Source organism: Imperialibacter sp. (assembly GCF_048007035.1).
Classification (GTDB): Bacteria; Bacteroidota; Bacteroidia; order Cytophagales; family Cyclobacteriaceae; genus Imperialibacter.
On record NZ_CP180355.1, the window covers coordinates 6,331,053 to 6,353,661 of the forward strand.

Here is a 22,609-nt window from a genome sequence, read left to right on the forward strand (position 1 = left end):
TAAAGACTTCACTTTGAGAAGTAAATGACCGTCATGATTCTTACCAAAAGCCAACCTATGCAACGTTCCATTTGGAAGTACACCCAGCTAGTATTCTTAGTCCTGCTTTTTGCTTGTCAGCCCAGCGACCAGCCGTCAAATATTGACGTCAATGCCTCCTACAGCCCCAGTGAAGACCTGGGAGTGCTTTTTCACGATGTGCAAATGGCGCAAATTTTTTCTGACTCAAAAACATTTGTGGACAGTGACCCCTTGCGGCCAGCAGGCGAAATTGTGGCTGAGTACATGGAGAAAAAAGATCAACCCGGCTTTAGTCTTGGCGAGTTTGTAAGCGCCAATTTCAGAAAGCCGAAGCCAAGAGGCGCTGATTACGTACCCGACACCACAAAAACCTTTACCGAAATCCTCACGGAAAAATGGGGTTACCTCACCCGCTCTCCAGATGAAAAGAGTTATAGCTCGGTGATTCCCCTGCCCTACAAATATGTGGTGCCTGGCGGACGCTTTGGGGAAATATACTACTGGGACAGCTATTTCACCATGCTGGGCCTTCAGGTGTCCGGTCGGGAAGACCTGATGGAGAACATGCTGGACAACTTTGCCTACCTGATCGACTCCATCGGCTTTATTCCTAATGGCAACCGCACCTACTTTCTTAGCCGCTCCCAGCCGCCTTTCTTCGCTGCTATGGTGAACCTGCTGGCTGACTCAAAGGGTGATTCAGCAGTGGTGAAGTACCTGCCAGCTCTTGAGAAAGAATACGCTTTCTGGATGGATGGCAGAGAGACCCTGAACCAGGGCAACCCGGCCTACCGCAGGGTGGTGATGGTGGATAACGGCCTCGTAATGAACCGCTATTTCGATGACAGACCTGAACCAAGGCCTGAGTCGTACCGTGAAGACGTGGAGCTGGCCGAAGGGCTTAGCGAGAATCAGAAGGTAGAACTGTACACTAACCTGCGGGCAGCCTGCGAATCGGGCTGGGACTTCAGCACCCGCTGGTTCGCTATTGCCGGTGACTTCAAAACGATTGTTACCACGGAAATCCTGCCGGTGGACCTGAATAGTCTCATGTACAACCTGGAGTCAACCATTTCCAGACTGAAGGCTTTTGCGGGCGATGATGATGGAGCGCAACAATTTGATCAGCTGGCCAGCGACCGAAAGTCACTCATCCTCCAGTACTTCTGGAATGACGAAAAAAACTACTTTGTAGATTATCATTGGCCGTCTTCGGCGCAAAGAAACTTTATCACTCCCGCAGGCATGTATCCTCTTTATTTCGGACTGGCGGACAACACCCAGGCTCAAAAAGTTGAGGGGGCAGTAAGGCGCAGTCTGCTGAAGCCAGGTGGCATTACCACGACCAACATTATCTCAGGTCAGCAGTGGGACGCCCCGAATGGATGGGCTCCTTTACAATGGATGACCATCTATGGTTTTCGCAGGTATGGCAACGACCTGTTGGCTGACCAGATCAGCGAAAAGTGGCTGAATTTGAACTCCCGTGTGTTTGACAAAACGGGCAAGATGATGGAGAAATACAATGTGCTCGACCTGAGTCTTGATGCCGGAGGCGGAGAATACCCTACACAGGATGGATTCGGATGGAGCAACGGCGTTGTGTTGCGGCTGCTTCATGACGAAAGAATCGATAACAACAGGTAAGCTTTTCAATATCCTTTTTAGTTTTGGCGTCAAAGCATTAACCCTACATAACATGAAGAATATAGCAGTGATTGGATCAGGCACCATGGGCAACGGCATCGCTCATGTTTTTGCATTGAAAGGCTTTAAAGTGGCGCTTGTCGACGTGTCGGCGGCGGCCCTTGAAAAAGCGAAAGCCACCATCGCAAAGAATCTTGACCGCCAGGTAAGCAAGGAGCTGATCAGTGAGGCAGATAAGACAACCGCCCTCTCCAATATCACTACCTTCACAGAAACTGCCAAAGGTATTGCGCAGGCTGATCTTGTAGTGGAAGCTGCGACAGAGAAAATGGACATCAAGCTGGAGATTTTCCGGCAACTGGATCAGCTGACTCCGGCAGGCTGCATATTGGCCTCCAACACATCATCTATTTCCATTACCAAAATCGCTTCAGTTACTTCAAGGCCCGATAAAGTGATCGGTATGCATTTTATGAACCCGGTGCCTGTTATGAAGCTGGTCGAAGTCATTCGTGGCTATGCTACCAGCGATGAAGTGACGAAGCAAGTGCTGGAGCTGTCCCGTACGCTCGGCAAGATCCCGACCGAGGTAAACGACTATCCTGGCTTTGTGGCCAACCGCATTTTGATGCCAATGATTAACGAGGCCATCTATTCTTTGTACGAAGGCGTGGCTGGCGTGGAAGAGATTGACACGGTAATGAAGCTTGGTATGGCACATCCAATGGGACCGCTGCAGCTAGCCGACTTCATCGGGCTGGACGTGTGTCTTTCTATTCTCAAAGTGATGTACGATGGCTTCGGTAATCAGAAGTATGCCCCCTGCCCTTTGCTGGTCAATATGGTAACTGCTGGCAAGCTGGGAGTCAAAGCTGGAGAAGGGTTTTATCAGTATACTGCCGGGTCTAAGGAATTGGTGGTGGCGGGGAGGTTTAGGAAGTGATTTAATTCATTACAGAAGTTTTCGTCTTTTCTTCGTTTACTCTTTTCGGAAGCAGCACAAAAACATACCCATTGTGTACACTTTCAAAGTGCACCATTTCTGTTAAAACTTGACGAAAAGCCCTGATAACACCTACTTGCCTACCGCAAACGCCCTTCCTTTTGGCTTCTTGTTGTTGGTTTTCGCCCATGCCCTGCCTGACTCCTTTATCAAAAACACCTTGTCCTGATAGTACACCCTGGGCCATAAATCCCAGCTGAACCCTCCCAGCTCCCGAAAGGTTTGTTGTGAATGATCAATCAAACCAAATAAAAACTCCTCCTGAGGCTCCCTGTGCCCATTAAGGATATGGCTGATTGTCATGGGCGTCACCTGCATGTCGGTGGCAAAGTCTTTCTGTTTGTCGTACAAGATATCAATATACGATCTCAAAAAGTCAGTAAAACGAGGGGCTGAAAAAGTGGGACTACTCACATGGTCGTCCATTTGGTATTTTAGCTGCATCAATCTAGCTCTCCTGGCCTCATTTTCTGACCGGCTCCGAAACCTTATCTCCCTCGCTTTAAGGATTGCATTTCTCTCTTCCCTTTTTTCCTTTGAGCTGAGATTCCTTGAATCAATCAAGTACTTGAAATCTTCAATATCCCTATTACTTCTCTCCCTGTCCATGATCGTATTTTGCAATTAAGTCCAACAACTCCCTTCCATCGAGAAACAGGCTCCGGCCGGCCTGAAGCATTGCGTATGTTTCCATATAATGCCTGATCAGTTCCGTCTTCGGCACCAGCGATATACACGCCAAGTCTCCAAATAATTTAGTGGCTTGTATGCCTGCAAACGCAATTAAATTACCTGTTATATGGTCATAAACCTTAGTTGAGCCCCGGTTCTCTTTTGAAACAGCTAAAAGCCTGATTTCTATCCTGGACTCAGCAGGAATCACTTCCAATGACATCAGTCCCAGAATATCCCCAGTATTCCTTGTACATAGTTTGTAAACATCAAACCCTCGTTCAGCTTTCCAGTCAAACCAAAACCTGGCTTCGGTAATACCTTTATACTCGCCCCGCTCTAACCTGGCGATCCTGACCTCTACTTTCTCCTTCGTCTGCAGGTTCTCAACAAACATCTATAATATTACGAAATACAATACGAATTTTGTATCTTTTACTAGAATGAATTTACACTTTCCGTAAATAAAAAATGAGCTTCCTACGTCCATGGAGGCATAGACTGGGTCAACTGGCAGCCACCGCCTTCGCAGCTACCCACCCCCCTGACCACGCATTCTGGAAATTAAAGCCACCGGTGATGCCATCAATATCAAGTACCTCGCCAGCGAAGTAGAGGCCGGGAACAGTTCTGCTCTCCATAGTGGCGGGGTTAACTTCATCCAGGCTCACACCTCCGCAGGTAACAAATTCTTCTTTGAAAGTTGTTTTGCCATCCATATCGAATGCGCAGCGTATCAGCATCTCGCACAGCCTGTTCTTATCTTTTTTGGATAAATCCAGCCACCGCCTTTCTGGCGCAATCCCGGCTCTTTCAACTATTTTTTCCCACAAGCGACCTGGCAAACCGTACATTGGATTTCCAAAAACTACCTTTTTGGGGTTTTGCGCAGCATGTGATTCCATTTCACCCCGCAAGGCTTCTTCTTTCTTGTCGCCCAACCAGTTCACCAGAAACACCGACTTATAGCTAATCTCTGCCAGATCCCTGGCGCCCCACGCTGAAAGGCGCAAAACAGCCGGGCCACTGAAACCCCAGTGCGTGATGAGCAGCGGGCCTGTTGCCGCCAGCCCACGGCCAGCCACTTTTACTTCCGCAGATGGCACCGCAACTCCTGAAAGCTCTTTCAACCCGCCTACAGGCACATTGAACGTGAAGAGCGATGGAACAGGCTGCACAATGGTATGCCCAAGTGCCTTGACCCAGCTAAACCCATCTTCTTTGGGTTGCCCACCTATGGTGACCAATATTTTACCAGCCTCAAGCGCTGTCGTTTCACTTTTCACGAGGAAACTTCCCGAAGTCTTTTCCAATGCCTTTACGGCAAAATGAGGGATAAGCTCGACTTTATACTTTTCCGCCTCCTTCAGCAAGCAATCAATCACTGTCTGCGACGAGTTGGTTACAGGAAACATTCGTCCGTCAGCTTCCACTTTCAATGCCACCCCTCTTTCTTCAAACCATTTCACTGTGTCCCGGGCATCGAACTGATCAAATACCTTTTTAAGGAACTTACCGCCTCTTGGGTAGTACTTTACAAGTTGTGAGGCATACTGGCAGTCGTGTGTCACATTGCAGCGACCGCCGCCCGATACTTTCACCTTCCCGAGCCACTTACTGGTCTTTTCCACAACTGCGACCTTCAAGCCTGGGTTTTGAACGCAGGCGTTCACCGCACCGAAAATTCCCGCTGCCCCTCCTCCTATTACTACCAGATCGTACCTGACTGCCATTTGCAAATTTCCTTGTAAGAAGGCACGAAAATACGGCATTCATTCAAACAGATAAATTAGATTTGTCTTTAGAGATCAAAAAGCACCAATGGCTAAGAAAAAAGCACCGGCAAAAAATAGAACTACCCGTAAATCGTCTAAAGACTCAGGAAGCAATTCGGGGCTCATACTCGGAATAGTGATGATCCTGGTAATAGGACTGGCATGGTATCTAAAAAATAATGATGGCCTGCCTGACTTTCTTCAGACAGGGCGCAAGCAGGAACAGACCGGAGAATCCCCTAAAAAGCCTTCCGAACCGGTTGAGAAAAAGGAGCCTGGCAAAAAGCAGTCAACTCAAAAGCCTGCGAAACGGGAGTCAAATGAGGAAAAGTCATCGGCCAACAAACCAGCTGAAGAAGCGGAAACACCCACTGATTACGACCATTACTACTACACCACCTCCTTTGACTTTGCCTGGCCGGCTTACAGCCAGGACGACCTCATTGTAGAGCATGAGGGGTACACCCTTGCTTACGATGAGGATATCGAGCAGCCCAAGTGGGTGGCCTACCGTCTGACTGCCGAAAACATTAGCAAAAATGTGGCTCAACGAAAGGATAACTTCCGGCCGGACAAGGACGTGCGGACTGAGTCTGCAACCTTAGCAGACTATAAAGGGTCTGGGTATGACAGGGGGCATCTGGCGCCAGCCGCCGATTTTAGCTGGTCGCAGTCTGCTATGGATGGCACCTTCTTTCTTAGTAACATGAGCCCTCAGGATCCTTCGTTCAATCGGGGAATTTGGAAACAGCTCGAGGAAAAGGTCAGAAATTGGGGAATGAGAGACAAAGAACTTTTTGTGGTGGTGGGCCCAATCGTAGAAGGTGGAGCCAAGAAAATAGGCAAGAACAAAGTGGCTGTTCCTCAAAAGTTTTACAAAATTGTTCTGGACATTTCTGAACCCGAGCTGAAGGCAATTGGTTTTGTGATGGAGAATAAGGCCTCAACCCTCGGAATAATGGAATATACAGTGACTATTGACTCCATAGAAAAGATCACGGGGCTGGATTTCTTCCCGATGATTCCAGATGATCTGGAAAAGAAATTGGAGAGCACAATAAATAAAAACCTCTGGAAATGAGAAGTTGGACAATGAAAAGCATGGTATTCTGCCTATTGATCATCTCATCGTATGGTGGATGGGCTCAAACTGGTCAGGGCCGTGCCAAAGCATTGCTCGAAGAGGCCAAGGGTTATATGGCCAAGGAAGATTATCGGGCTGCCGACAAAAAGTTTCGCCAGATTCTCTCTCTGAACGAAGTAGTGCCCACTGAGGCGTTGTACTTTTTCGCTTTCACGTTAGAAAAAAACCACCAACTTCAAAGCAGCCGCAATTTCCTTAATAAGTACACTGATCTTACCGGAAAGTCCGGTGAGTATTTCAACGAAGCCAGAATGCTGCAAAACAGGCTTGATGTGCTGGCAAGAGAGATTGAAGCCTGTGAATATTGTGACAACGATGGATTCAGACTGATCACCTGCAGCCAGTGCGATGGTTCGGGGCACATCGATGACAAGTGCCCGCTATGTCATGGTTTTGGAGAGATCACCTGCCACAAATGCCTGGGTGAAGGCGTTCAAATTTCCAAGAATCAGTTTGGAGATAATGTGTATAAGACGTGTGATGTCTGCGCCGGAAAAGGCAAAGAAACCTGTACTCAATGCCATGGTGAAAAGCATGTGGTGCAGGACTGCCCCCGTTGCAAGGGGCTGGGAAGAAGTGGATCGGACGTGCTCTGTAACCACAAAGAACACTTCATTATCCCCTCAATGACGCAAATAAAGAACTAGAACCGCCTATTTGCAATACTGAGAAAGTGCCTCGTCTGCATCTTTCACTCCCAGTGACTTCGCCGTTTTAAAATCGTTACAGGCATTGTTCCCCTGCTTGAGGCTGATTTTCAAAGCACCCCTGTACAAGTAGGCCTCTCCAAGATCATTGTTAAGGCTAATGGCATTATTGTAACCTCCCATCGCCTCCTTCATCATGCCCTGGAGGTGGTAGCTCCGCCCTAAAAGAAAATAAGCCTGTGAATTGGAGCCGTCGATTTCAACAGCCTTTCCAAAGTTAAAGGCGGCATTGTCATACTGCCCGTCTCTGTAATAGTATTGCCCTATGCTCAGCAGGGCTGCCACATTCTTGCCGTCAAGCTCAAGGGCTTTTCTAAAGGCCTCCAGCGCCTTATCATACTGCCCCAACTCCTCATAAGATCGACCCTTGTTGTATACGGATTTTACATGCGTTGGATTGAGTGACAAATACTGGTCGTAGGCCTCAATGGCCTCCTTGTATTGTCCTTTTTCAAAAAGCAGGTCTCCCTTCACCACAGCTTCGTCTTTGCACGAAACCAGAAACACCATGACTACTAAAAATCCCTTCAGGAAATTTCTATTCAAACTCATCTGACAACTTTGAGATAATAAAATTGGTTACACCCTTCCAAAATGAAGGTGCAAATAAAGTGAAAATAATTAAGTAGGCAGAATTGATTGTATGTTACACAGCAACGTCGTTCTCACGCAAAGCACTATTCAGCGACGTCTTTTTATCTGTGCTTTCTTTTCTCTTTCCTATAATCAACGCACAGGGCACCTGAAACGTGCCAGCTGGGAACTTCTTAGGAATTGTTCCTGGTATCACTACCGAGCGCTCGGGTACATACCCTTTATACTCTACCGGCTCACTACCCGAAACGTCAATAATTTTGGAGCTCCCGGTCAGCACCACGTTAGCGCCAAGCACAGCCTCTTTGCCAATCCTGATCCCCTCCACGATGATGCACCGTGAACCAATAAATGCATTGTCCTCCACGATAACAGGAGCTGCCTGAACGGGCTCCAGCACACCGCCGATTCCGACGCCTCCACTCAGGTGAACGTTCTTCCCGATCTGCGCACAGCTCCCCACCGTTGCCCACGTGTCAACCATGGTGCCCTCGTCTACATAGGCACCAATGTTCACATAGCTTGGCATCATCACCACGCCTGCGCTCAAGTAAGAGCCGTAGCGAGCCACGGCATTTGGCACCACCCTCACACCCAATTTATCGTAGCCTGTCTTCAGCTTGATCTTGTCGTGATAGGAGAACGGGCCTACCTCAATGGCCTGCATTTTCATCAGAGGAAAATAGAGAATTACTGCCTTCTTGATCCACTCATTTACAACCCACTCATCTCCCACTTTTTCAGCAACACGACGGATCCCTTTGTCAAGATCGTCGACAATTGTTTTGATGGCAATTGCCGTTTCCTTGTCTTGCAAAGTTGCCCGGTCGTCCCACGCATTCTCTATTAATTCTCTTAATTCCATTCAGTAGAAATTCTATTAAATTATCTTCGGCCAAAGGAATCGGATTTCCTTAGCGCCATGTTAAAGAAACAAATTGTGATTGGTTCGGTATTGAAACCTGTGGATGACATACGTCACTATCACAAGCTTGCCCTATCAATGACGAAAACAAATAAATATGGTTTTAATATCATAGGATTCAATTCGAAAAATCACTCCGCACACCCCGATATTATATTTATCCCTCTCTTTCACTTCAAAAGAATCTCGTTCGGGAGACTCTTCGCCCCTCTCAGATTTCTCTTGAAATTGATTAAACTAAAACCTGAAGTAATAATAGTTAATACATCTGAATTACTGCCTGTTAGTATTCTATACCAAATAATATTTGGCACCCGAGTTGTGTATGATATTCAGGAAAATTATCAACAGAACATCAAACACCTTTCCCCTCTTCCCACCTTTCTGAAACCTCTTGCTGCCGCATGGGTCAGATGGATTGAAACAATATGCGCCCCATTTGTCACGCATTTCATGCTGGCAGAAAACAGCTACACTTCACTACCCTTTATTGGCCGCCGGTGGACTGTACTGCAAAACAAAGCCCTGCCCCTGCCTGCCCCTATCGCCAAAAAGGCAAACCTCAATGCCCCGGTATTTCTTGTGTCGGGCACGCTGTCTCTTACCTATGGAATTCGGGAAGCCATCGAAGCCTTTCTAAAAATTCACGAAACTATTCCCGGAAGCCAGCTGCACCTGTGTGGTAAGGTGCCCGATAAAAAGTCGATTCAATATGTCGCTGAAACGATAAGGGTTCACCCCTCTATCATGCTGACAGGAGGAGCCGATGGAGTGCCTTACGAGACCATACAATCTGCCATTGCTCAAGCCGACTTCGGACTGGTGTTTTATCCTGACAATCCAGCCATCAACGAGTGCTTTCCTACCAAGGTTTGGGAGTACATGTCCTATCGGCTGCCGATGATTATTCAGGAAGAAAAGATGTGGACCAACTACTGCCTGGAAAAAAAAGCTGCTGTTATTTTTAAATCCGGGCAAGCTTCAACTGGCGAACTATCGTCGTTACTGAACAGCACCTTCTACCCTGCCACTATCGACTACAACGACATCTACTGGACAACTGAGGAACACAAGCTTACCGAGTTGGTTAGCACGCTTATGTTGGGTCGGTAAGCACCTGCTCGGACCTCTTTGACCAAGGCGTGAACGTCTCTTCCTGTTTTTGCATTACGATATCGGTTGAAAAATATTTTTAGATAACTCTAAAATATTTTTACCTTTGATGAAAAATAATTTGCAATGCTAAGCTTTGCCGAAGAAAACTACCTGAAAGCCATATTTCATTTGTCTGACAGCGGTGCTACTGAGGTGTCTACCAATGCCATTTCTGACCACATGAGCACAAAGCCAGCGTCGGTCAGCGACATGATCAGGAAACTGGATGAAAAAGGGATGGTGACATACAAAAAGTATTACGGAGTCAATATTTCCAAGAAAGGAAAAATGATGGCTTTGCAAGTCATTCGCAAGCACCGGCTTTGGGAAGTGTTTCTGGTTGACAAACTAAAATTCAATTGGGACGAGGTGCATGAAGTAGCTGAGCAACTAGAGCATATCCGTTCCGGTCTCCTGATTCAGCGGCTGGATGAATTCCTCGATTACCCCAAAGTAGATCCTCATGGAGATCCTATTCCTGACGAAAACGGTGAGATGGCTGTTGCAAAAAAAACACCTTTAGACAAGGTTGAGGTGGGAGTCAAAGGGAAAATTGTGGCGGTTAACGACGAAGGCTCTTCCTTTTTACAATACCTCGATAAAATCGGTATCTACCTCGGCGCCAGGCTGGAGGTAACCGGGCGGGTCGACTTTGATGGTTCCATGGAGATACTGATAGATAACAAACAAAAGGTGTTCATTTCCAGAGAAGTGTCTCAAAACATTTTGATCACAGACTAAACATGAAAAAATTGATATTGAGAATAACCCTGTCAGTCGTAATCATCAACATACTGTTCTTTGGCTGCACCCAAACCACTCAAAAAAGGCAGAAAGATGAGAAGCTCAAAGTGCTGGCGACTACGGGAATGATTTACGATGCCGTACTGAATATCGCAAAAGACTCCGTTGAAGCGGATGCCCTAATGGGGCCCGGCGTTGATCCTCACCTTTACAAAGCCACCCAGGGAGACCTCCAGCGACTATCAGCGGCCAACGTTGTCTTTTACAACGGCCTTCACCTTGAAGGAAAAATGGGCGAAGTACTGGAGAAGTTGGGGCGCTTGAAGCCGGTCGTGGCAGTTGCGGAAGAAATACCGAAGGAAAGACTCAGGGACACTCCTCTTTTCGCAGGAAACTATGACCCTCATATTTGGTTCAATGTTGACCTGTGGAAAAACGCCGTGCTGGAAGTTGGCAAGACGCTGAAAGAAAAAGACCCGGACAACGCCGCCTACTACCAGCAAAATCTGGACATCTATTTGAAAAAGCTTGATTCGCTTCACAACTGGGTAACGGCAGAGATAGCCACCATCCCCGAAACGCAAAGGATTCTGGTTACTGCGCATGATGCATTCGGCTACTTTGGCGATGCTTACAATATTGAAGTAAACGGGCTTCAGGGCATCTCCACACAATCAGAGTTTGGCCTCAAAGACGTAGCCGATCTGGTGAATCTTATTGTTGACAGAAACGTCAAAGCTGTTTTTGTTGAGACTTCAGTATCTGAAAGAGCCATCACTGCCGTGGTAGACGGCTGCAGACAGCGTGGACATGAGGTAGTGATTGGCGGTAAACTCTATTCCGACGCAATGGGCGAATTTGGCACACAAGACGGCACCTATATTGGCATGGTGGCGGCGAATGTAAACACAATAGTATCCTCTTTAAAATAATCTGGTAAGATGAACATACATGCAGAAGATCCGATCATCGAAGTTCACGATCTCACGGTCAGCTACAGTCAAAAGCCGGTGCTGTGGGGAATTGACCTCTCTCTTCCAAAGGGCAGTCTGGTAGGCATTGTGGGGCCTAACGGTGCCGGTAAGTCGACCCTCATCAAGGCCATTATGGATCTCGTGCCGCTAAGCAGCGGTTATGTGAAGCTGTTTGACACACAACTTGACAACGTGAGGGAAAAGATCAGCTACGTGCCTCAGCGGGAGTCTGTCGACTGGGACTTTCCAGCGTCGGTTAATGATGTAGTCATGATGGGCCGTTATGGAAAGCTGGGGCTTTTCAAAAGGCCACGGCAAGCCGACAGGGAGGTGGTGCAGGAGAGCATGCGTTTGGTGGGCATGGAGGCCTTCAAAAACAGGCAGATTTCGCAGCTGTCGGGTGGACAACAGCAGCGGGTGTTTCTGGCTCGGGCACTGGCGCAGCAGGCAGAGGTCTATTTTATGGATGAGCCATTTGCCGGTGTGGATGCCGCCACCGAAAAAGCAATTGTAGAGTTGCTGAGGAGAATGTCGAAGGAAGGTAAAACGGTAGTCGTGGTGCACCACGACTTGCAGTCCGTAGCCAAGTATTTCGACTGGCTCATTTTGCTGAACATGCGCTTGGTGGCTTCGGGGCCAACAGTCGATGTATTCAAAGAGGAGCTTTTGCAGGAAGCGTATGGAGGCAAGCTCACCATTCTGTCAGAAGTGGGAGACTTGCTTACTAAAGGGCGCTTCCCCAGCAGAGAGAAAACAGTGTAGGCAAACCAGGCGACTCTTATTATGGAAGACTTTCTCTATTTCTTTTCTTTTCAGGATCCCAACATCAGGTACGTGGTGGTGGGTTCGGTGCTACTGGCTATCAGTGCGGCCATTGTGGGTTGTTTTACCTTTCTCAAGAAAAGAGCGCTCATTGGAGACGCCGTTGCACATTCAGTGCTTCCCGGGGTGTGCCTGGCCTTTGTTGTCACAGGAACCAAGAACCCCATTTATCTGATCATTGGGGCGTTTATTACCGGCTGGATCTCCCTCCGGTTTATCGACATGATCGTCAGGTATTCCAAGTTAAAGGAAGACACCGCCATTGGTCTTACCCTGTCGGTCTTTTTTGGGCTCGGTATTCTGATCCTTACGGCTATCCAGCATTCTGGCAACGCCAATCAAAGCGGCCTGGATCAATTCCTGTTTGGCAAAGCAGCCTCTCTTGTTGGCCAGGACCTGATCGTGTTCGGGTCGGTCAGTGTTATTTTGCTGCTGGTTGTCGGCCTCCTCTTCAAAGAGCTAACCCTGCTTGCCTTTGACGAACAATTTGGCAAAGCCATTGGCATGCCCGTGAAGGGGCTGGAGCTCGTTTTGACGACTCTCACCGTGCTGGCCGTAGTTACAGGCATTCAGGCTGTGGGCGTGGTGTTAATGGCTGCCATGCTCATTACCCCGGCAGCGGCAGCCCGGTTCTGGACCGACAAGCTGACCACAATGGTGTTCCTTGCAGCGCTCTTTGGGGCGATTTCCGGCGTTTCTGGTGCCTACATCTCCTTCGTGGCTCCTGCCATGCCTACGGGGCCATGGATTGTGCTGGTGATTTCTTTCATCGCCATGAGCTCGTTCTTCATTGCGCCAAGGAAGGGCATTCTCTACAAGCAGTACCAGCAAAGAAGGTATCAGAAACAAATCCTGGAGGAAAACATCCTCAAGGCATTTTTCCACCTGGGTGAGGCCGATGACCAATACTATGGCCACCGTAAGATAAGCGACCTGATCTCCCAACGACGTTTTGTGATGGGGCGGTTAAAAGGCGGCCTCCAAAAACTTGTGAGGAGCGGTTTCCTGAAGCAGGATCGGGAAGGTTGGGTACTTACCGAGGAAGGTAAAAACAAAGGGCAACGCATAGTGAAGCTTCACAGGCTTTGGGAGCTTTACCTGACCGAGTACCTGCGCATTGCGCCCGACCATGTGCACGATGAGGCCGAAACCATCGAGCATATCATAACGCCGGAAATAGAGGCTCGGTTGGAGAAAAAACTCAACTATCCGTCTGTTGATCCTCACAACGAAACAATCCCTTACAGATAAGCCATGGAAGCGATATATATCATCTTAGCAGGTTCTTTGGTGGCCGTTTCGTGCGGCCTGGTGGGGAGCTACCTCATCCTTCGAAAAATGGCCATGGTGGCAGATGCCATTTCTCATGCCGTGTTGCCGGGTATTGTAATAGCATTTTTCATTTCTGGCAGCCGGGACTCCCTGCCCATGCTTTTGGGAGCCGGTGCGCTGGGCATCATCACCACTTTTCTCATCGAATTTTTCCACAAAAAGGGCAATCTCCAAACCGACGCCTCCATTGGTGTCACCTTCACCTGGCTGTTTGCCCTGGGCGTTATTTTGATTTCTGCTTTCGCTGGCAAGGTTGACCTCGACCAGGACTGTGTGCTTTACGGTGAAATTGCTTACGTGCCTATTGACCTTTGGATTACCGACACCGGCACAATCATGGGGCCAAGGGTACTCTACATCTCCGGATCTGTGCTGCTGGTGGTCATTGCTTTCATCTTCATCGGATACAAAGAGTTGTTCCTCACCACGTTCGACCCCTCCTACGCCGCCATCATTGGCATCAACACCATGCTTTGGCACTATTTGCTCATGGGAGCTGTGTCGCTTACAACGGTGGCATCTTTCGAATCGGTTGGAGCTATTTTGGTGGTGGCTTTGCTTATCGCTCCACCAGCAACGGCCTATCTGCTTACGGAGGATTTCAAGAAAATGCTTATTTTCACTTGTATCATTGGCGTGATTGTTTCGGTGCTGGGCTATTATCTTGCGTCTTATATTGACGGATCTATCGCCGGTGCAATGTCGACGGTGGCGGGTTTAATCTTTTTGGTTGTATTTTTGTTCTCTCCTACGCAGGGAGTAGTGTTCAGAAATAGAAGATCGAAACTTTCTATGACTTTAAAAGAGGAACCGATATGAAGCAATTGATTGGACTACTGTCCCTAGCCATGCTGGCCATTGTGGTCACGGCGGCGGCACCGGCTGAGCCAACCACCACAGAATGGACGTCTATTGACCAGCTGCCTGAAAAGCTGAAAAAAGAGCCCAGACCGGTGATTGTGGAGATGTATGCCAACTGGTGTGGCTGGTGCAAGAAGATGGACAAAACCACTTTTGCTGATCCCGAAATTGCATCGCTGGTCAATGAGTCGGTTTATGTAGTTAAGATAAATGGAGAGACAAACGATAAGTTTAGTTTTTTGGGTAAGGAAACCAGTGGCAGAGAGATGGTAAAGGCACTGGGAATTCAAGGGTATCCCACCTTCATTTTGGTAGACAACGACCAGGACAGACTTGAAATCGTTTCAGGATACAAAACTTCGCCGCAGCTCAAGAGGATCATCACAAAGCTGGCGAAGAAGTAGCTCATCAAAAAATACAAAAGGCAAATAACAAAACGCAAATAAGCACCAATGGCCTAAAATTCGAAACGGTTTGGTGCTTCGAGATTGATATTTGGAACTTATTTGATATTTGGGCTTTGTCATTTGTGATTTCGACAAAAATGTTTTCAGACAATTAACCCCCTTTATAGTTTGGGTGCTCTCTCCTACTCTCAGTTCGACGATACCATTGTGGCGCTTGCTACCCCTCAGGGTATTGGCGCCATTGCCGTGGTTCGCCTCTCGGGGCCTCAGGCGATAAGGATTGCCAATGCGGTATTTCATGGCAAAGATCTTGACGCAGTCGATTCACACACCATCCATTTTGGCACTATCAGAGAAGGCAAAGAGGTCATCGACGAAGTGTTGATGTCGGTTTTCATTGCTCCCAGGTCGTTCACCAAAGAAAACGTGGTGGAGATTTCCTGTCATGGCTCATCGTACATCATCAAGCGCATCATTAACCTCACCGTCAGCAAAGGAGCAAGATTGGCCAAACCAGGCGAATTCACCAAAAGGGCATTTCTCAATGGGCAATTCGACCTGGCCCAGGCCGAGGCGGTAGCCGATGTGATCAGCTCCGACTCAGAAGCGGCCCACCAGGCGGCCATGTCGCAGATGCGGGGAGGCTTTTCAAAAGACATCAAACAGCTGAGGGAGCAGCTCATCCACTTTGCCAGCATGATTGAGCTGGAGCTGGACTTCGGCGAAGAAGATGTGGAATTTGCCGATCGCCACGACCTGGCAAAGCTGGTGACTGACCTGAAAACGATCATCAATCAGTTGATCAAGAGTTTCGACCTGGGCAACGTGATCAAAAACGGCGTGCCTACTGTGATTGCGGGGAAACCTAATGCAGGCAAGTCTACCCTGCTCAATGCATTGCTCAAAGAAGAAAAGGCCATTGTGTCGGACATTGCCGGCACCACCCGTGACTCCATCGAAGATGAAATCAATATTGAAGGCGTGGCTTTCAGGTTCATTGACACGGCGGGCATCAGAGAAACAACCGATGTGATCGAAGCACTCGGTGTGGAAAGAACGCACAGCAAAATGAAAGAGGCCTCGCTGATCCTTTACCTTTTTGACCTGGTGAACGACAACATCACCGACATCAACAAAGAGATCAACAAGCTTGAGAACCTGGGCAAGCCGTTCATTCCTATCGGGAACAAGATAGACAAAGCGCCAGCTGGTCTGGTGGCTCAACTAAAAGAAGATGACCGGTTCATCTTTATTTCTGCCTCTCAGCAGCAATACCTGGAAGAGCTGAAAGACAAAATCCTCGATCAGGTCAACCTGAAGAACGTGCGAAGCAGCGACACCATCGTAACCAACGCCCGCCACTTCGAAAGCCTGCTGAAGACGAGCCAGGCCCTTGATGATGTGCTCACGGGAATCGGCTCCAACGTCACTGGCGACTTCCTGGCCCTGGACATCCGCCAGGCCCTCCACCACCTTGGTGAGATTACGGGTGAGGTAACGAATGACGATTTGCTGGCAAATATTTTTAGTAAGTTTTGTATCGGGAAGTAATTACTTTTCATTTAGTACGCTCAACCCTTCTTTTAATATCATTTAGGCTGTTTTTACTTCCTTTTCTTGTTGCTAATTTGCTCTTATTTTCCTATCTTTCGTTACTAATTTGTTGCTGACCACTCAATATTTGTTGTTAGTAACAGATTTTTAAGATAGAGGCGAGATAATGTTACATAGGGATACATCCTGATACAAAGGGATACACTCTGATACAGAAACAAGCCGAAAAAGGAAACACCATGAGCAGCAACATTCGAGTTCCAAAAATCTGTCAGCATTGCGGTACTGAGTTTATCGCCAAGACAACTGTGACCAAATTTTGTGGTGATAACTGTGCCAAGCGTGCCTACAAGAAACGCAAGAGAGATCAGAAGGTGCAGGAGATTGCCCCTACTGCGGTACAGAAACAAGAGTACAATCAGGAGCAAGTCAAAGACAAAGACTTTCTAAGTATTGCCGAAACCTGCAAACTACTTGGAGCAAGTAGAATGACTCTGTACCGTCAGATCAAGAACGGAAAAATTCAAGCTGCGAAAATTGGTAGCCGTACCATCATCAAGAGAGAAGAAATCGAAAAACTGTTTCAGGCATGAAAGTAACACTAAGAAAACGTAATCAAGGTGGCAAGACCAGTCTATACCTCGACTACTACCATAAGGGAAAAAGGAAAACCGAATACCTCAAATTATACCTTACTCCTAATCCGAAGACCAAGGAAGAAAAAGAGGTCAACAAAAAGACTCTTCAATTAGCTGAGACTATCAGAGCACAGCGACAAATTGAAATCCAAAACGGTGTTTATGGGTTCCGAGACAATGAGAAATTGAAAGGTAGCTTCCTTGCATACATTGAGCTACTTGCCAATCAGAGACAAGACAGTCCAGGCAATTACGGCAACTGGACAAGTATGCTGAAACATCTAAAGGCATTCTGTTCCTATGAGGTATCCTTCTCAGACATTGACAGGCAGTTTATTCAGGATTTCAAATACTATCTTGATAAGAAAGCCATAGCACACGGCAGTCAGAAGCTATCCCAAAACTCAAAGTACTCCTACTTTAACAAGCTGAGAGCAGCTTTAAAGCAAGCAGTGAAAGACGGAATCCTACCGACCAACCCTAGTGAAGGAGTTGACGCCTTTAAACAAGGGGAGCCAGAAAGAGAGTTTCTAACCTTGGAGGAACTGCAAGCGGCAGCCAATACAGAATGTGAAATCCCACAGATGAAAACGGCATTCATATTTTCATGCCTCACTGGTCTGAGGTGGTCAGACATCAATAAGCTACTCTGGTCAGAGGTGCAGCATTCAAATGATAACGGGTATTACATCCGATTCAGACAGAAGAAAACCAAGGGAGCTGAAACACTACCTATTTCAGAACAAGCCTTTGGCTTGCTCGGTGAAAGGCAAGCTCCAGAAGAACGAGTATTCAAAGGATTGAAATACTCTGCCTGGCATAACCTGAAATTGCAACAATGGATGATGAAAGCTGGTATCTCCAAGATCATCACTTTTCACTGTGCTCGTCATACCTATGCAACTTTGCAGCTTACTGCAGGAACTGATATTTACACAGTCTCAAAGCTCTTAGGCCATAAGGAATTGAAGACCACCCAAGTCTATGCGAAAATCATAGATGAAAAGAAACAAGAAGCGGCCAACAAAATCAAACTTGACCTATGAGCAATCAAACCAAATTACTTGATGACATCCTATACCAAGAGCTTCGCCCTTGGTTAGGAAAAAACAGCCTTGATCAAAAGTATGCTTCCAAACTCAGCAGCTTAAAGGAAGCCTCCACAGATTTTCAATTCAAATATGAAATCAGCTTTCACAGGCCATTCGATCACAAAACAAAGTACTATTCCAAACTGATATTGAATAATATCAAAGCGGAATGTGTCAGACTTGTGGAGCTGATCAAGGAGGATAACAATGAAAACTTAATCAAGTATTGGCTTGAAGACACACTTAACAAGCGGATTAAAACACGTTTAAAAGACCTTGGAAAATTGATTAAAGAAAAGGACTATGCACTTTCGTACATAGATCCTAAGAAAACATCCTTTGAATTAGACCAAACCCATAAGGCAAACACATTCATCGTCCAGCTTCTAAAGCTTGCATACATGCAGCTTTACTTGGAAATCCAAGCTGCTTTCAGCACTTGGATAGATGATCAATTCATACTGGAAGACTTTTACAGCCAACTACTCTTAGAACCTGTCCCGGACAAACATTTCTTGAAGCCAGTTCAACTAATTGAAGTTGAATCCAAACCAGTACCAGCAACCAAAACGGAAACCGCAGCAACAGCAAATTCATTTCATTCATTTACCTACAAGCAGCTAAACACCAACCCAGATAAATTGACTGATTTATGGGATAGCCTAAAGCTGAATCATTTCATTAGCAAATCTACAACCCTACTCAATTTCAAAAAGGTATTCTCAGGAGGTGAAATTAAAACACCTATAGAATGGATAGGGAATATCAGCGAACTATTCTATTTCATTAAGCTGATATACTCAGAACATAAATTAGTAGATGACCTCAAGCAAAAGCAATGGGAAGTGACTTGCCTTTGCTTTGTTGATAGTGATGGAAATTCCTTTGACAGGTCAAAGTTCAGGTCTTTAAAAAGACCAAACCTAACAGGAGATAAAATAGAAAAGGCAGTTTCGCACTTGATATAGTCCACTCTGCACTATACTCCTTTTATCTTTTTTCTGTTTTTGTTTAGTCCTCTTTTGCCATAAAAGTGGGCTATCATTTTTTACAGCCCACTCTGCACTCTGCACTCTACACCGCACCATGCTTTAGAGCCTCATAACGCCCCTTTTAGCCTCCTACTTTAGCATCGTATTCGACAATCGGATATGACTTTTGGCCAAGAGTCCATTACACATTTCATAATCGAAAACGTCATGGACGAAATATTAAAGAGACTCGAGATAATCGAGAGACACGTATTGGATCAGAACCTGATCATGAAGCAGGTACTGAATTTCAATGAAGCATGTAGATTCCTGGAAGTATCCCAATCACACTTGTACAAGTTGACAAGTGCGGGAAGTATTCCACACTACAAGCCTAATGGGAAAAAGCTCTATTTCAACAGAGCTGAGTTAGAAAGTTGGTTGCTTCGCAACCGCAATTCTACTCAGGAGGAAATAGACCGCAGAGCTGCGGATTACCTAATCAAGAAAGGGAGGGTAAAGCTATGACAGAGGTATTCGATATGCTCCTGACACTTACTCAGGACATAAAAACAATCAAAGCATACCTCCTCAATTTCCATAATTCACGATTGGAGCAATTCAGTGACGAATGGATTGATGGTCAGGTAGTGATGCAAACGCTACACATTAGCAAAAGAACCCTTCAATCCCTTCGGGATAGTGGGGTTCTTCCCTACAGCCGAATCAATGGCAAGTTCTATTACAAAGTTTCTGACATGGAATCTTTACTGGAATCTAACTACTCACCTTCAAAATCAAAGCATTATGGAGATAAGTAGAGAAGCCATATTGAGCAAAACACATTACGGCTTAAATATCTATGCCCATGTGTTACGCCACTACTATCAAGGTGAAACAGTTCTTTCCCTTTCGGGAAGGGACTGTAAGCCTGCTAAGAATCCATTCAATGCGGACAAGCCCACATTGATGGTGAAAGTGGTTGACGGGATTGCGAAACACACAGATACAGAAGAAGCCATTGCACAGGGCAATGTCTTTGATTTTGCTTCATTGCATCTCAGCCTCGAAGGGCAAGCCCTTCTCGATAAGATCAATGAGGAACTATATCTGAGAATTGGCAAGGAAAGAGGATTTTATCACCAAGAGGAAACGCAACCTGTGGTTGCTATTCCTGAAATACAGAAACCTACACCACCAGTATTCAGCTATTTCAAAAAGCCAGTATCTAATGTAAAGCCAAGTCGCCAAGTCTCCTTGATAGAGGTGTACCACCTCATCAAAGGCAATGATTTTGCTTCGTGTACAAGTACACTTCGCAATATCTCCGAGCCAAAGGATGCCCGAAAGTATAAGGCTCAAAACTTCGATTATGTGACCTTCTCAGGGTCATTCTCCAAGCGGAATGATGCTAACCTCCAAAGACATTCAGGTTTGCTCACAATCGATTTTGACCAAATTGAGGACATTCCTTCACTCAAGGAATCATTACTCAGCGACCACTATTTTGAAACGGAGCTACTGTTCGTATCTCCTTCAGGTGATGGGTTGAAATGGGTAATACCGATTGACTTGACACAGGCAAAACACCAGGACTATTTCAAGGCAGTGGCAAACTACGTTTCCCACAGCTATCAATTAGAAGTAGACCAATCAGGAAAGGATATTTCAAGAGCATGTTTCCTTCCGCACGATACAGATATATTCATCAACCCTAAATACATATAGGTTATGGAGCGAAAAACATTCAATCCGCTGGAATGGCTTGATAAGCCAGATCAACAAGTAAAAGTTACAGAGCACAGCAATTACAATACAACTACACAACTCGAAGAAGTTGAACGAGTCATACAGGAAATTGAGGCCAACCAAATAGATGTTACCTCCGCTTACAGCGATTGGGTAAATATCGGTTTTGCCTTTGCAGACGAGTTTGGTGAGACAGGCAGAAACCTGTTCCACCGAGTCAGTCAATTTCACCCAGAGTATTCTACACAAGAGTGTGACAAGCAGTTTGATAATTGCATGAAAGCAAGAGGTCAGGGAGTTTCCCTAAAAACCTTCTTCTATCACGCTAAAGAAGCAGGAATACCATTGACTACTCAAAAGAAGGAAAGACAAGCCTACAGCCCTGCAAGCAGGTCTGAGCATCAAAGTAAGACCCTAACAAGTCAGGCAGAAATCAAGAAAGAACCGGAGCAAATGCCAACCTTTCCTGATTCCTTATTTCCTGAACTTCCTGAATACTTACAAAGAGTAATTCAGATAGCAACCTCTAATGAAGAAAGGGATATTCTACTCCTTGGCTCCTTAGTGGCTATTAGTGCCTGTTTGCCTAAGGTGTCAGGCATCTATGATGGAAAGCGTGTCTACTCCAACCTATTTCTATTCATTACCGCCCAGGCATCCGCAGGTAAAGGACGTTTGGTACATTGTCGCCAATTGGTCAATCCAGTACATAAGGAGTTTCGGGAACAAGCAAAACTCCACAAGCAACATTATGAACTGGAATTGGCTGAATACAATGCCAATAAAGGTAAAGTTGAAGGCATTGAGAAACCAGCGAAACCACCTGAAAAGATGCTGTTTATTCCTGCAAACAATAGCTCTACTGGAGCTTATCAATTATTGGGTGATAGTGATGGTAAAGGACTGATATTTGAAACTGAGGGTGACACACTTGCACATGCATTTAAGAGCGATTATGGCAACTATAGTGACGGCTTTAGAAAAGCCTTTCACCATGAGACTATTTCCTACTATCGCAGGACAGACCGTGAATATGTGGACATAGAAAGCCCTTGTCTTTCTACTGTCCTTTCAGGTACGCCCAAGCAAGTAGCAGCACTAATTCCGAATGCAGAAAACGGCTTATTCAGCCGTTTCATATTCTACTACATGAATGTTCGGCCAGTGTGGAAGAATGTATTTGCTTCGCAAACTACAAATGGATTAGACGACTACTTTGATGCGTTAGGCAATGAGTTCTTTAGTCTTTACAGTTCGTTGAAAGCTGGACAGGATGTTCAATTCTTTCTCACCGCTGACCAGCAAGACCAGTTCAATCAGTTCTTTGGTCAGATACAGGAAAAGTACATGAGTATTCAGGGAATCGACTATATGGCAACCATACGTAGATTGGGATTGATTGCCTATCGTTTCTCCATGATATTCTCCGCTTTGCGGATCATGGAAACAGGCGAAACATCATTAAAGATGATTTGTGAAGAAAGAGACTTTCAAGCTTCGCTTGCTATGGTGAAAGTATTGGTAAAGCATTCGAGTAAAGTGTTTGCAGAACTCCCAGAGGACGTTCAGAAACCTACTCGATTAAATAGGAAAGAGAAATTCTTGCATAAGCTACCCAAACACTTCAACCGCCAGAAGTACTTGGAAGTGGCAGCAGCTCTAAGTGTTCCCCACAAAACAGCAGAGGGCTATATCACTGACTTCTGTAAATCAGGGCTGATTCATCGTGAGTCTCAGGACAACTACATAAATACCTCGATTGAGGAAAATGAGGATGTTAAGGATACTAAGGGCAGTTAATCCTTGGTATCCTCCATTTCCTT

24 protein-coding genes are annotated in these 22,609 nt (G+C 46.2%); 19 read left to right on the top strand and 5 right to left on the bottom strand.

Features of this window, described 5'->3' with window-relative positions; translation table 11 throughout:
* The first annotated feature begins 57 nt into the window (after positions 1-57).
* Both treF and ACMVP2_RS26815 read left to right on the top strand, forming a co-directional pair.
* Complete coding sequence (treF, locus tag ACMVP2_RS26810) at positions 58-1,668, top strand: alpha,alpha-trehalase TreF (RefSeq protein ID WP_416865893.1); 1,611 nt, start codon at positions 58-60, stop codon at positions 1,666-1,668.
* A 52-nt stretch (positions 1,669-1,720) separates the two neighbouring features.
* Positions 1,721-2,611 (top strand): 3-hydroxyacyl-CoA dehydrogenase family protein, encoded by an 891-nt coding sequence (locus tag ACMVP2_RS26815; protein WP_416865894.1) that lies wholly within the window; start codon positions 1,721-1,723, stop codon positions 2,609-2,611.
* A gap of 132 nt (positions 2,612-2,743) precedes the next feature.
* Here the strand turns inward: ACMVP2_RS26815 and ACMVP2_RS26820 are convergent, their stop codons facing one another.
* The 3 genes from ACMVP2_RS26820 to ACMVP2_RS26830 form a co-directional block, all read right to left on the bottom strand.
* Positions 2,744-3,280 (bottom strand): hypothetical protein, encoded by a 537-nt coding sequence (locus tag ACMVP2_RS26820; protein WP_416865895.1) that lies wholly within the window; start codon positions 3,278-3,280, stop codon positions 2,744-2,746.
* Complete coding sequence (locus ACMVP2_RS26825) at positions 3,261-3,740, bottom strand: N-acetyltransferase (protein WP_416865896.1); 480 nt, start codon at positions 3,738-3,740, stop codon at positions 3,261-3,263. The genes ACMVP2_RS26820 and ACMVP2_RS26825 overlap by 20 nt, the downstream gene beginning before the upstream one ends.
* 109 nt (positions 3,741-3,849) lie before the next feature.
* On the bottom strand, positions 3,850-5,115 hold the full coding sequence (locus ACMVP2_RS26830; protein WP_416865897.1) for an NAD(P)/FAD-dependent oxidoreductase: 1,266 nt from the start codon (positions 5,113-5,115) through the stop codon (positions 3,850-3,852).
* A gap of 49 nt (positions 5,116-5,164) precedes the next feature.
* Here ACMVP2_RS26830 and ACMVP2_RS26835 point away from each other — a divergent pair, with 49 nt between their 5' ends.
* Together ACMVP2_RS26835 and ACMVP2_RS26840 are read left to right on the top strand one after the other, a co-directional pair.
* Entirely contained in the window at positions 5,165-6,199 is a 1,035-nt protein-coding gene (locus ACMVP2_RS26835) for a DNA/RNA non-specific endonuclease (protein WP_416865898.1), read from the top strand.
* A complete protein-coding gene (locus ACMVP2_RS26840) occupies positions 6,196-6,909 on the top strand; it encodes a hypothetical protein (protein ID WP_416865899.1) in 714 nt (237 codons plus the stop codon). Before ACMVP2_RS26835 ends, ACMVP2_RS26840 begins: the two co-directional genes overlap by 4 nt.
* Before the next feature lie 6 nt (positions 6,910-6,915).
* Here the strand turns inward: ACMVP2_RS26840 and ACMVP2_RS26845 are convergent, their stop codons facing one another.
* Positions 6,916-7,521, bottom strand: coding sequence for a tetratricopeptide repeat protein (locus ACMVP2_RS26845; RefSeq protein WP_339793354.1), 606 nt, complete (start codon positions 7,519-7,521; stop codon positions 6,916-6,918).
* A 94-nt stretch (positions 7,522-7,615) separates the two neighbouring features.
* Complete coding sequence (locus tag ACMVP2_RS26850; RefSeq protein WP_317491968.1) at positions 7,616-8,428, bottom strand: 2,3,4,5-tetrahydropyridine-2,6-dicarboxylate N-succinyltransferase; 813 nt, start codon at positions 8,426-8,428, stop codon at positions 7,616-7,618.
* 513 nt (positions 8,429-8,941) lie between these two features.
* On the opposite strand from ACMVP2_RS26850, the gene ACMVP2_RS26855 reads away from it, so the two are divergent.
* From ACMVP2_RS26855 to ACMVP2_RS26925, 15 genes are all read left to right on the top strand, one after another.
* Complete coding sequence (locus tag ACMVP2_RS26855; RefSeq protein WP_339793353.1) at positions 8,942-9,601, top strand: glycosyltransferase; 660 nt, start codon at positions 8,942-8,944, stop codon at positions 9,599-9,601.
* 126 nt (positions 9,602-9,727) lie between these two features.
* Positions 9,728-10,384: a metal-dependent transcriptional regulator gene (locus ACMVP2_RS26860; RefSeq protein ID WP_317491970.1), complete on the top strand. Its 657-nt coding sequence runs from the start codon at positions 9,728-9,730 to the stop codon at positions 10,382-10,384.
* A gap of 2 nt (positions 10,385-10,386) precedes the next feature.
* Entirely contained in the window at positions 10,387-11,319 is a 933-nt protein-coding gene (locus ACMVP2_RS26865; protein WP_416865900.1) for a metal ABC transporter solute-binding protein, Zn/Mn family, read from the top strand.
* Positions 11,320-11,328: 9 nt separating this feature from the next.
* The gene (locus tag ACMVP2_RS26870; protein ID WP_339811337.1) at positions 11,329-12,123 is read left to right on the top strand and encodes a metal ABC transporter ATP-binding protein; all 795 of its coding nucleotides are present in this window, start codon (positions 11,329-11,331) and stop codon (positions 12,121-12,123) included.
* Between the two features lie 21 nt (positions 12,124-12,144).
* A complete protein-coding gene (locus tag ACMVP2_RS26875) occupies positions 12,145-13,434 on the top strand; it encodes an iron chelate uptake ABC transporter family permease subunit (protein WP_416865901.1) in 1,290 nt (429 codons plus the stop codon).
* 3 nt (positions 13,435-13,437) lie between these two features.
* A complete protein-coding gene (locus ACMVP2_RS26880) occupies positions 13,438-14,334 on the top strand; it encodes a metal ABC transporter permease (RefSeq protein ID WP_416865902.1) in 897 nt (298 codons plus the stop codon).
* Entirely contained in the window at positions 14,331-14,780 is a 450-nt protein-coding gene (locus ACMVP2_RS26885; RefSeq protein WP_416865903.1) for a thioredoxin family protein, read from the top strand. The genes ACMVP2_RS26880 and ACMVP2_RS26885 overlap by 4 nt, the downstream gene beginning before the upstream one ends.
* A 171-nt stretch (positions 14,781-14,951) precedes the next feature.
* Entirely contained in the window at positions 14,952-16,334 is a 1,383-nt protein-coding gene (gene mnmE, locus ACMVP2_RS26890) for a tRNA uridine-5-carboxymethylaminomethyl(34) synthesis GTPase MnmE (RefSeq protein ID WP_416865904.1), read from the top strand.
* A gap of 242 nt (positions 16,335-16,576) precedes the next feature.
* Entirely contained in the window at positions 16,577-16,930 is a 354-nt protein-coding gene (locus ACMVP2_RS26895; RefSeq protein WP_115869583.1) for a helix-turn-helix domain-containing protein, read from the top strand.
* Positions 16,927-18,021 (top strand): phage integrase SAM-like domain-containing protein, encoded by a 1,095-nt coding sequence (locus tag ACMVP2_RS26900; RefSeq protein ID WP_416865905.1) that lies wholly within the window; start codon positions 16,927-16,929, stop codon positions 18,019-18,021. The genes ACMVP2_RS26895 and ACMVP2_RS26900 overlap by 4 nt, the downstream gene beginning before the upstream one ends.
* A complete protein-coding gene (locus ACMVP2_RS26905) occupies positions 18,018-19,034 on the top strand; it encodes a hypothetical protein (protein WP_416865906.1) in 1,017 nt (338 codons plus the stop codon). Before ACMVP2_RS26900 ends, ACMVP2_RS26905 begins: the two co-directional genes overlap by 4 nt.
* Before the next feature lie 231 nt (positions 19,035-19,265).
* Positions 19,266-19,565: a helix-turn-helix domain-containing protein gene (locus ACMVP2_RS26910; protein WP_348282405.1), complete on the top strand. Its 300-nt coding sequence runs from the start codon at positions 19,266-19,268 to the stop codon at positions 19,563-19,565.
* Positions 19,562-19,858 (top strand): helix-turn-helix domain-containing protein, encoded by a 297-nt coding sequence (locus ACMVP2_RS26915; protein WP_416865907.1) that lies wholly within the window; start codon positions 19,562-19,564, stop codon positions 19,856-19,858. The genes ACMVP2_RS26910 and ACMVP2_RS26915 overlap by 4 nt, the downstream gene beginning before the upstream one ends.
* Complete coding sequence (locus tag ACMVP2_RS26920; RefSeq protein WP_416865908.1) at positions 19,845-20,765, top strand: BT4734/BF3469 family protein; 921 nt, start codon at positions 19,845-19,847, stop codon at positions 20,763-20,765. The genes ACMVP2_RS26915 and ACMVP2_RS26920 overlap by 14 nt, the downstream gene beginning before the upstream one ends.
* A gap of 3 nt (positions 20,766-20,768) precedes the next feature.
* The gene (locus ACMVP2_RS26925; RefSeq protein ID WP_416865909.1) at positions 20,769-22,586 is read left to right on the top strand and encodes a DUF3987 domain-containing protein; all 1,818 of its coding nucleotides are present in this window, start codon (positions 20,769-20,771) and stop codon (positions 22,584-22,586) included.
* Positions 22,587-22,609: the final 23 nt, after the last annotated feature.

Coding starts and splice junctions, on each gene's coding strand:
- treF (WP_416865893.1), top strand. CDS start 58: ATGCAACGTTCCATTTGGAAGTACACCCAGCTAGTATTCTTAGTCCTG.
- ACMVP2_RS26815 (WP_416865894.1), top strand. CDS start 1,721: ATGAAGAATATAGCAGTGATTGGATCAGGCACCATGGGCAACGGCATC.
- ACMVP2_RS26820 (WP_416865895.1), bottom strand. CDS start 3,280: ATGGACAGGGAGAGAAGTAATAGGGATATTGAAGATTTCAAGTACTTG.
- ACMVP2_RS26825 (WP_416865896.1), bottom strand. CDS start 3,740: ATGTTTGTTGAGAACCTGCAGACGAAGGAGAAAGTAGAGGTCAGGATC.
- ACMVP2_RS26830 (WP_416865897.1), bottom strand. CDS start 5,115: ATGCCGTATTTTCGTGCCTTCTTACAAGGAAATTTGCAAATGGCAGTC.
- ACMVP2_RS26835 (WP_416865898.1), top strand. CDS start 5,165: ATGGCTAAGAAAAAAGCACCGGCAAAAAATAGAACTACCCGTAAATCG.
- ACMVP2_RS26840 (WP_416865899.1), top strand. CDS start 6,196: ATGAGAAGTTGGACAATGAAAAGCATGGTATTCTGCCTATTGATCATC.
- ACMVP2_RS26845 (WP_339793354.1), bottom strand. CDS start 7,521: ATGAGTTTGAATAGAAATTTCCTGAAGGGATTTTTAGTAGTCATGGTG.
- ACMVP2_RS26850 (WP_317491968.1), bottom strand. CDS start 8,428: ATGGAATTAAGAGAATTAATAGAGAATGCGTGGGACGACCGGGCAACT.
- ACMVP2_RS26855 (WP_339793353.1), top strand. CDS start 8,942: ATGCTGGCAGAAAACAGCTACACTTCACTACCCTTTATTGGCCGCCGG.
- ACMVP2_RS26860 (WP_317491970.1), top strand. CDS start 9,728: ATGCTAAGCTTTGCCGAAGAAAACTACCTGAAAGCCATATTTCATTTG.
- ACMVP2_RS26865 (WP_416865900.1), top strand. CDS start 10,387: ATGAAAAAATTGATATTGAGAATAACCCTGTCAGTCGTAATCATCAAC.
- ACMVP2_RS26870 (WP_339811337.1), top strand. CDS start 11,329: ATGAACATACATGCAGAAGATCCGATCATCGAAGTTCACGATCTCACG.
- ACMVP2_RS26875 (WP_416865901.1), top strand. CDS start 12,145: ATGGAAGACTTTCTCTATTTCTTTTCTTTTCAGGATCCCAACATCAGG.
- ACMVP2_RS26880 (WP_416865902.1), top strand. CDS start 13,438: ATGGAAGCGATATATATCATCTTAGCAGGTTCTTTGGTGGCCGTTTCG.
- ACMVP2_RS26885 (WP_416865903.1), top strand. CDS start 14,331: ATGAAGCAATTGATTGGACTACTGTCCCTAGCCATGCTGGCCATTGTG.
- ACMVP2_RS26895 (WP_115869583.1), top strand. CDS start 16,577: ATGAGCAGCAACATTCGAGTTCCAAAAATCTGTCAGCATTGCGGTACT.
- ACMVP2_RS26900 (WP_416865905.1), top strand. CDS start 16,927: ATGAAAGTAACACTAAGAAAACGTAATCAAGGTGGCAAGACCAGTCTA.
- ACMVP2_RS26905 (WP_416865906.1), top strand. CDS start 18,018: ATGAGCAATCAAACCAAATTACTTGATGACATCCTATACCAAGAGCTT.
- ACMVP2_RS26910 (WP_348282405.1), top strand. CDS start 19,266: ATGGACGAAATATTAAAGAGACTCGAGATAATCGAGAGACACGTATTG.
- ACMVP2_RS26915 (WP_416865907.1), top strand. CDS start 19,562: ATGACAGAGGTATTCGATATGCTCCTGACACTTACTCAGGACATAAAA.
- ACMVP2_RS26920 (WP_416865908.1), top strand. CDS start 19,845: ATGGAGATAAGTAGAGAAGCCATATTGAGCAAAACACATTACGGCTTA.
- ACMVP2_RS26925 (WP_416865909.1), top strand. CDS start 20,769: ATGGAGCGAAAAACATTCAATCCGCTGGAATGGCTTGATAAGCCAGAT.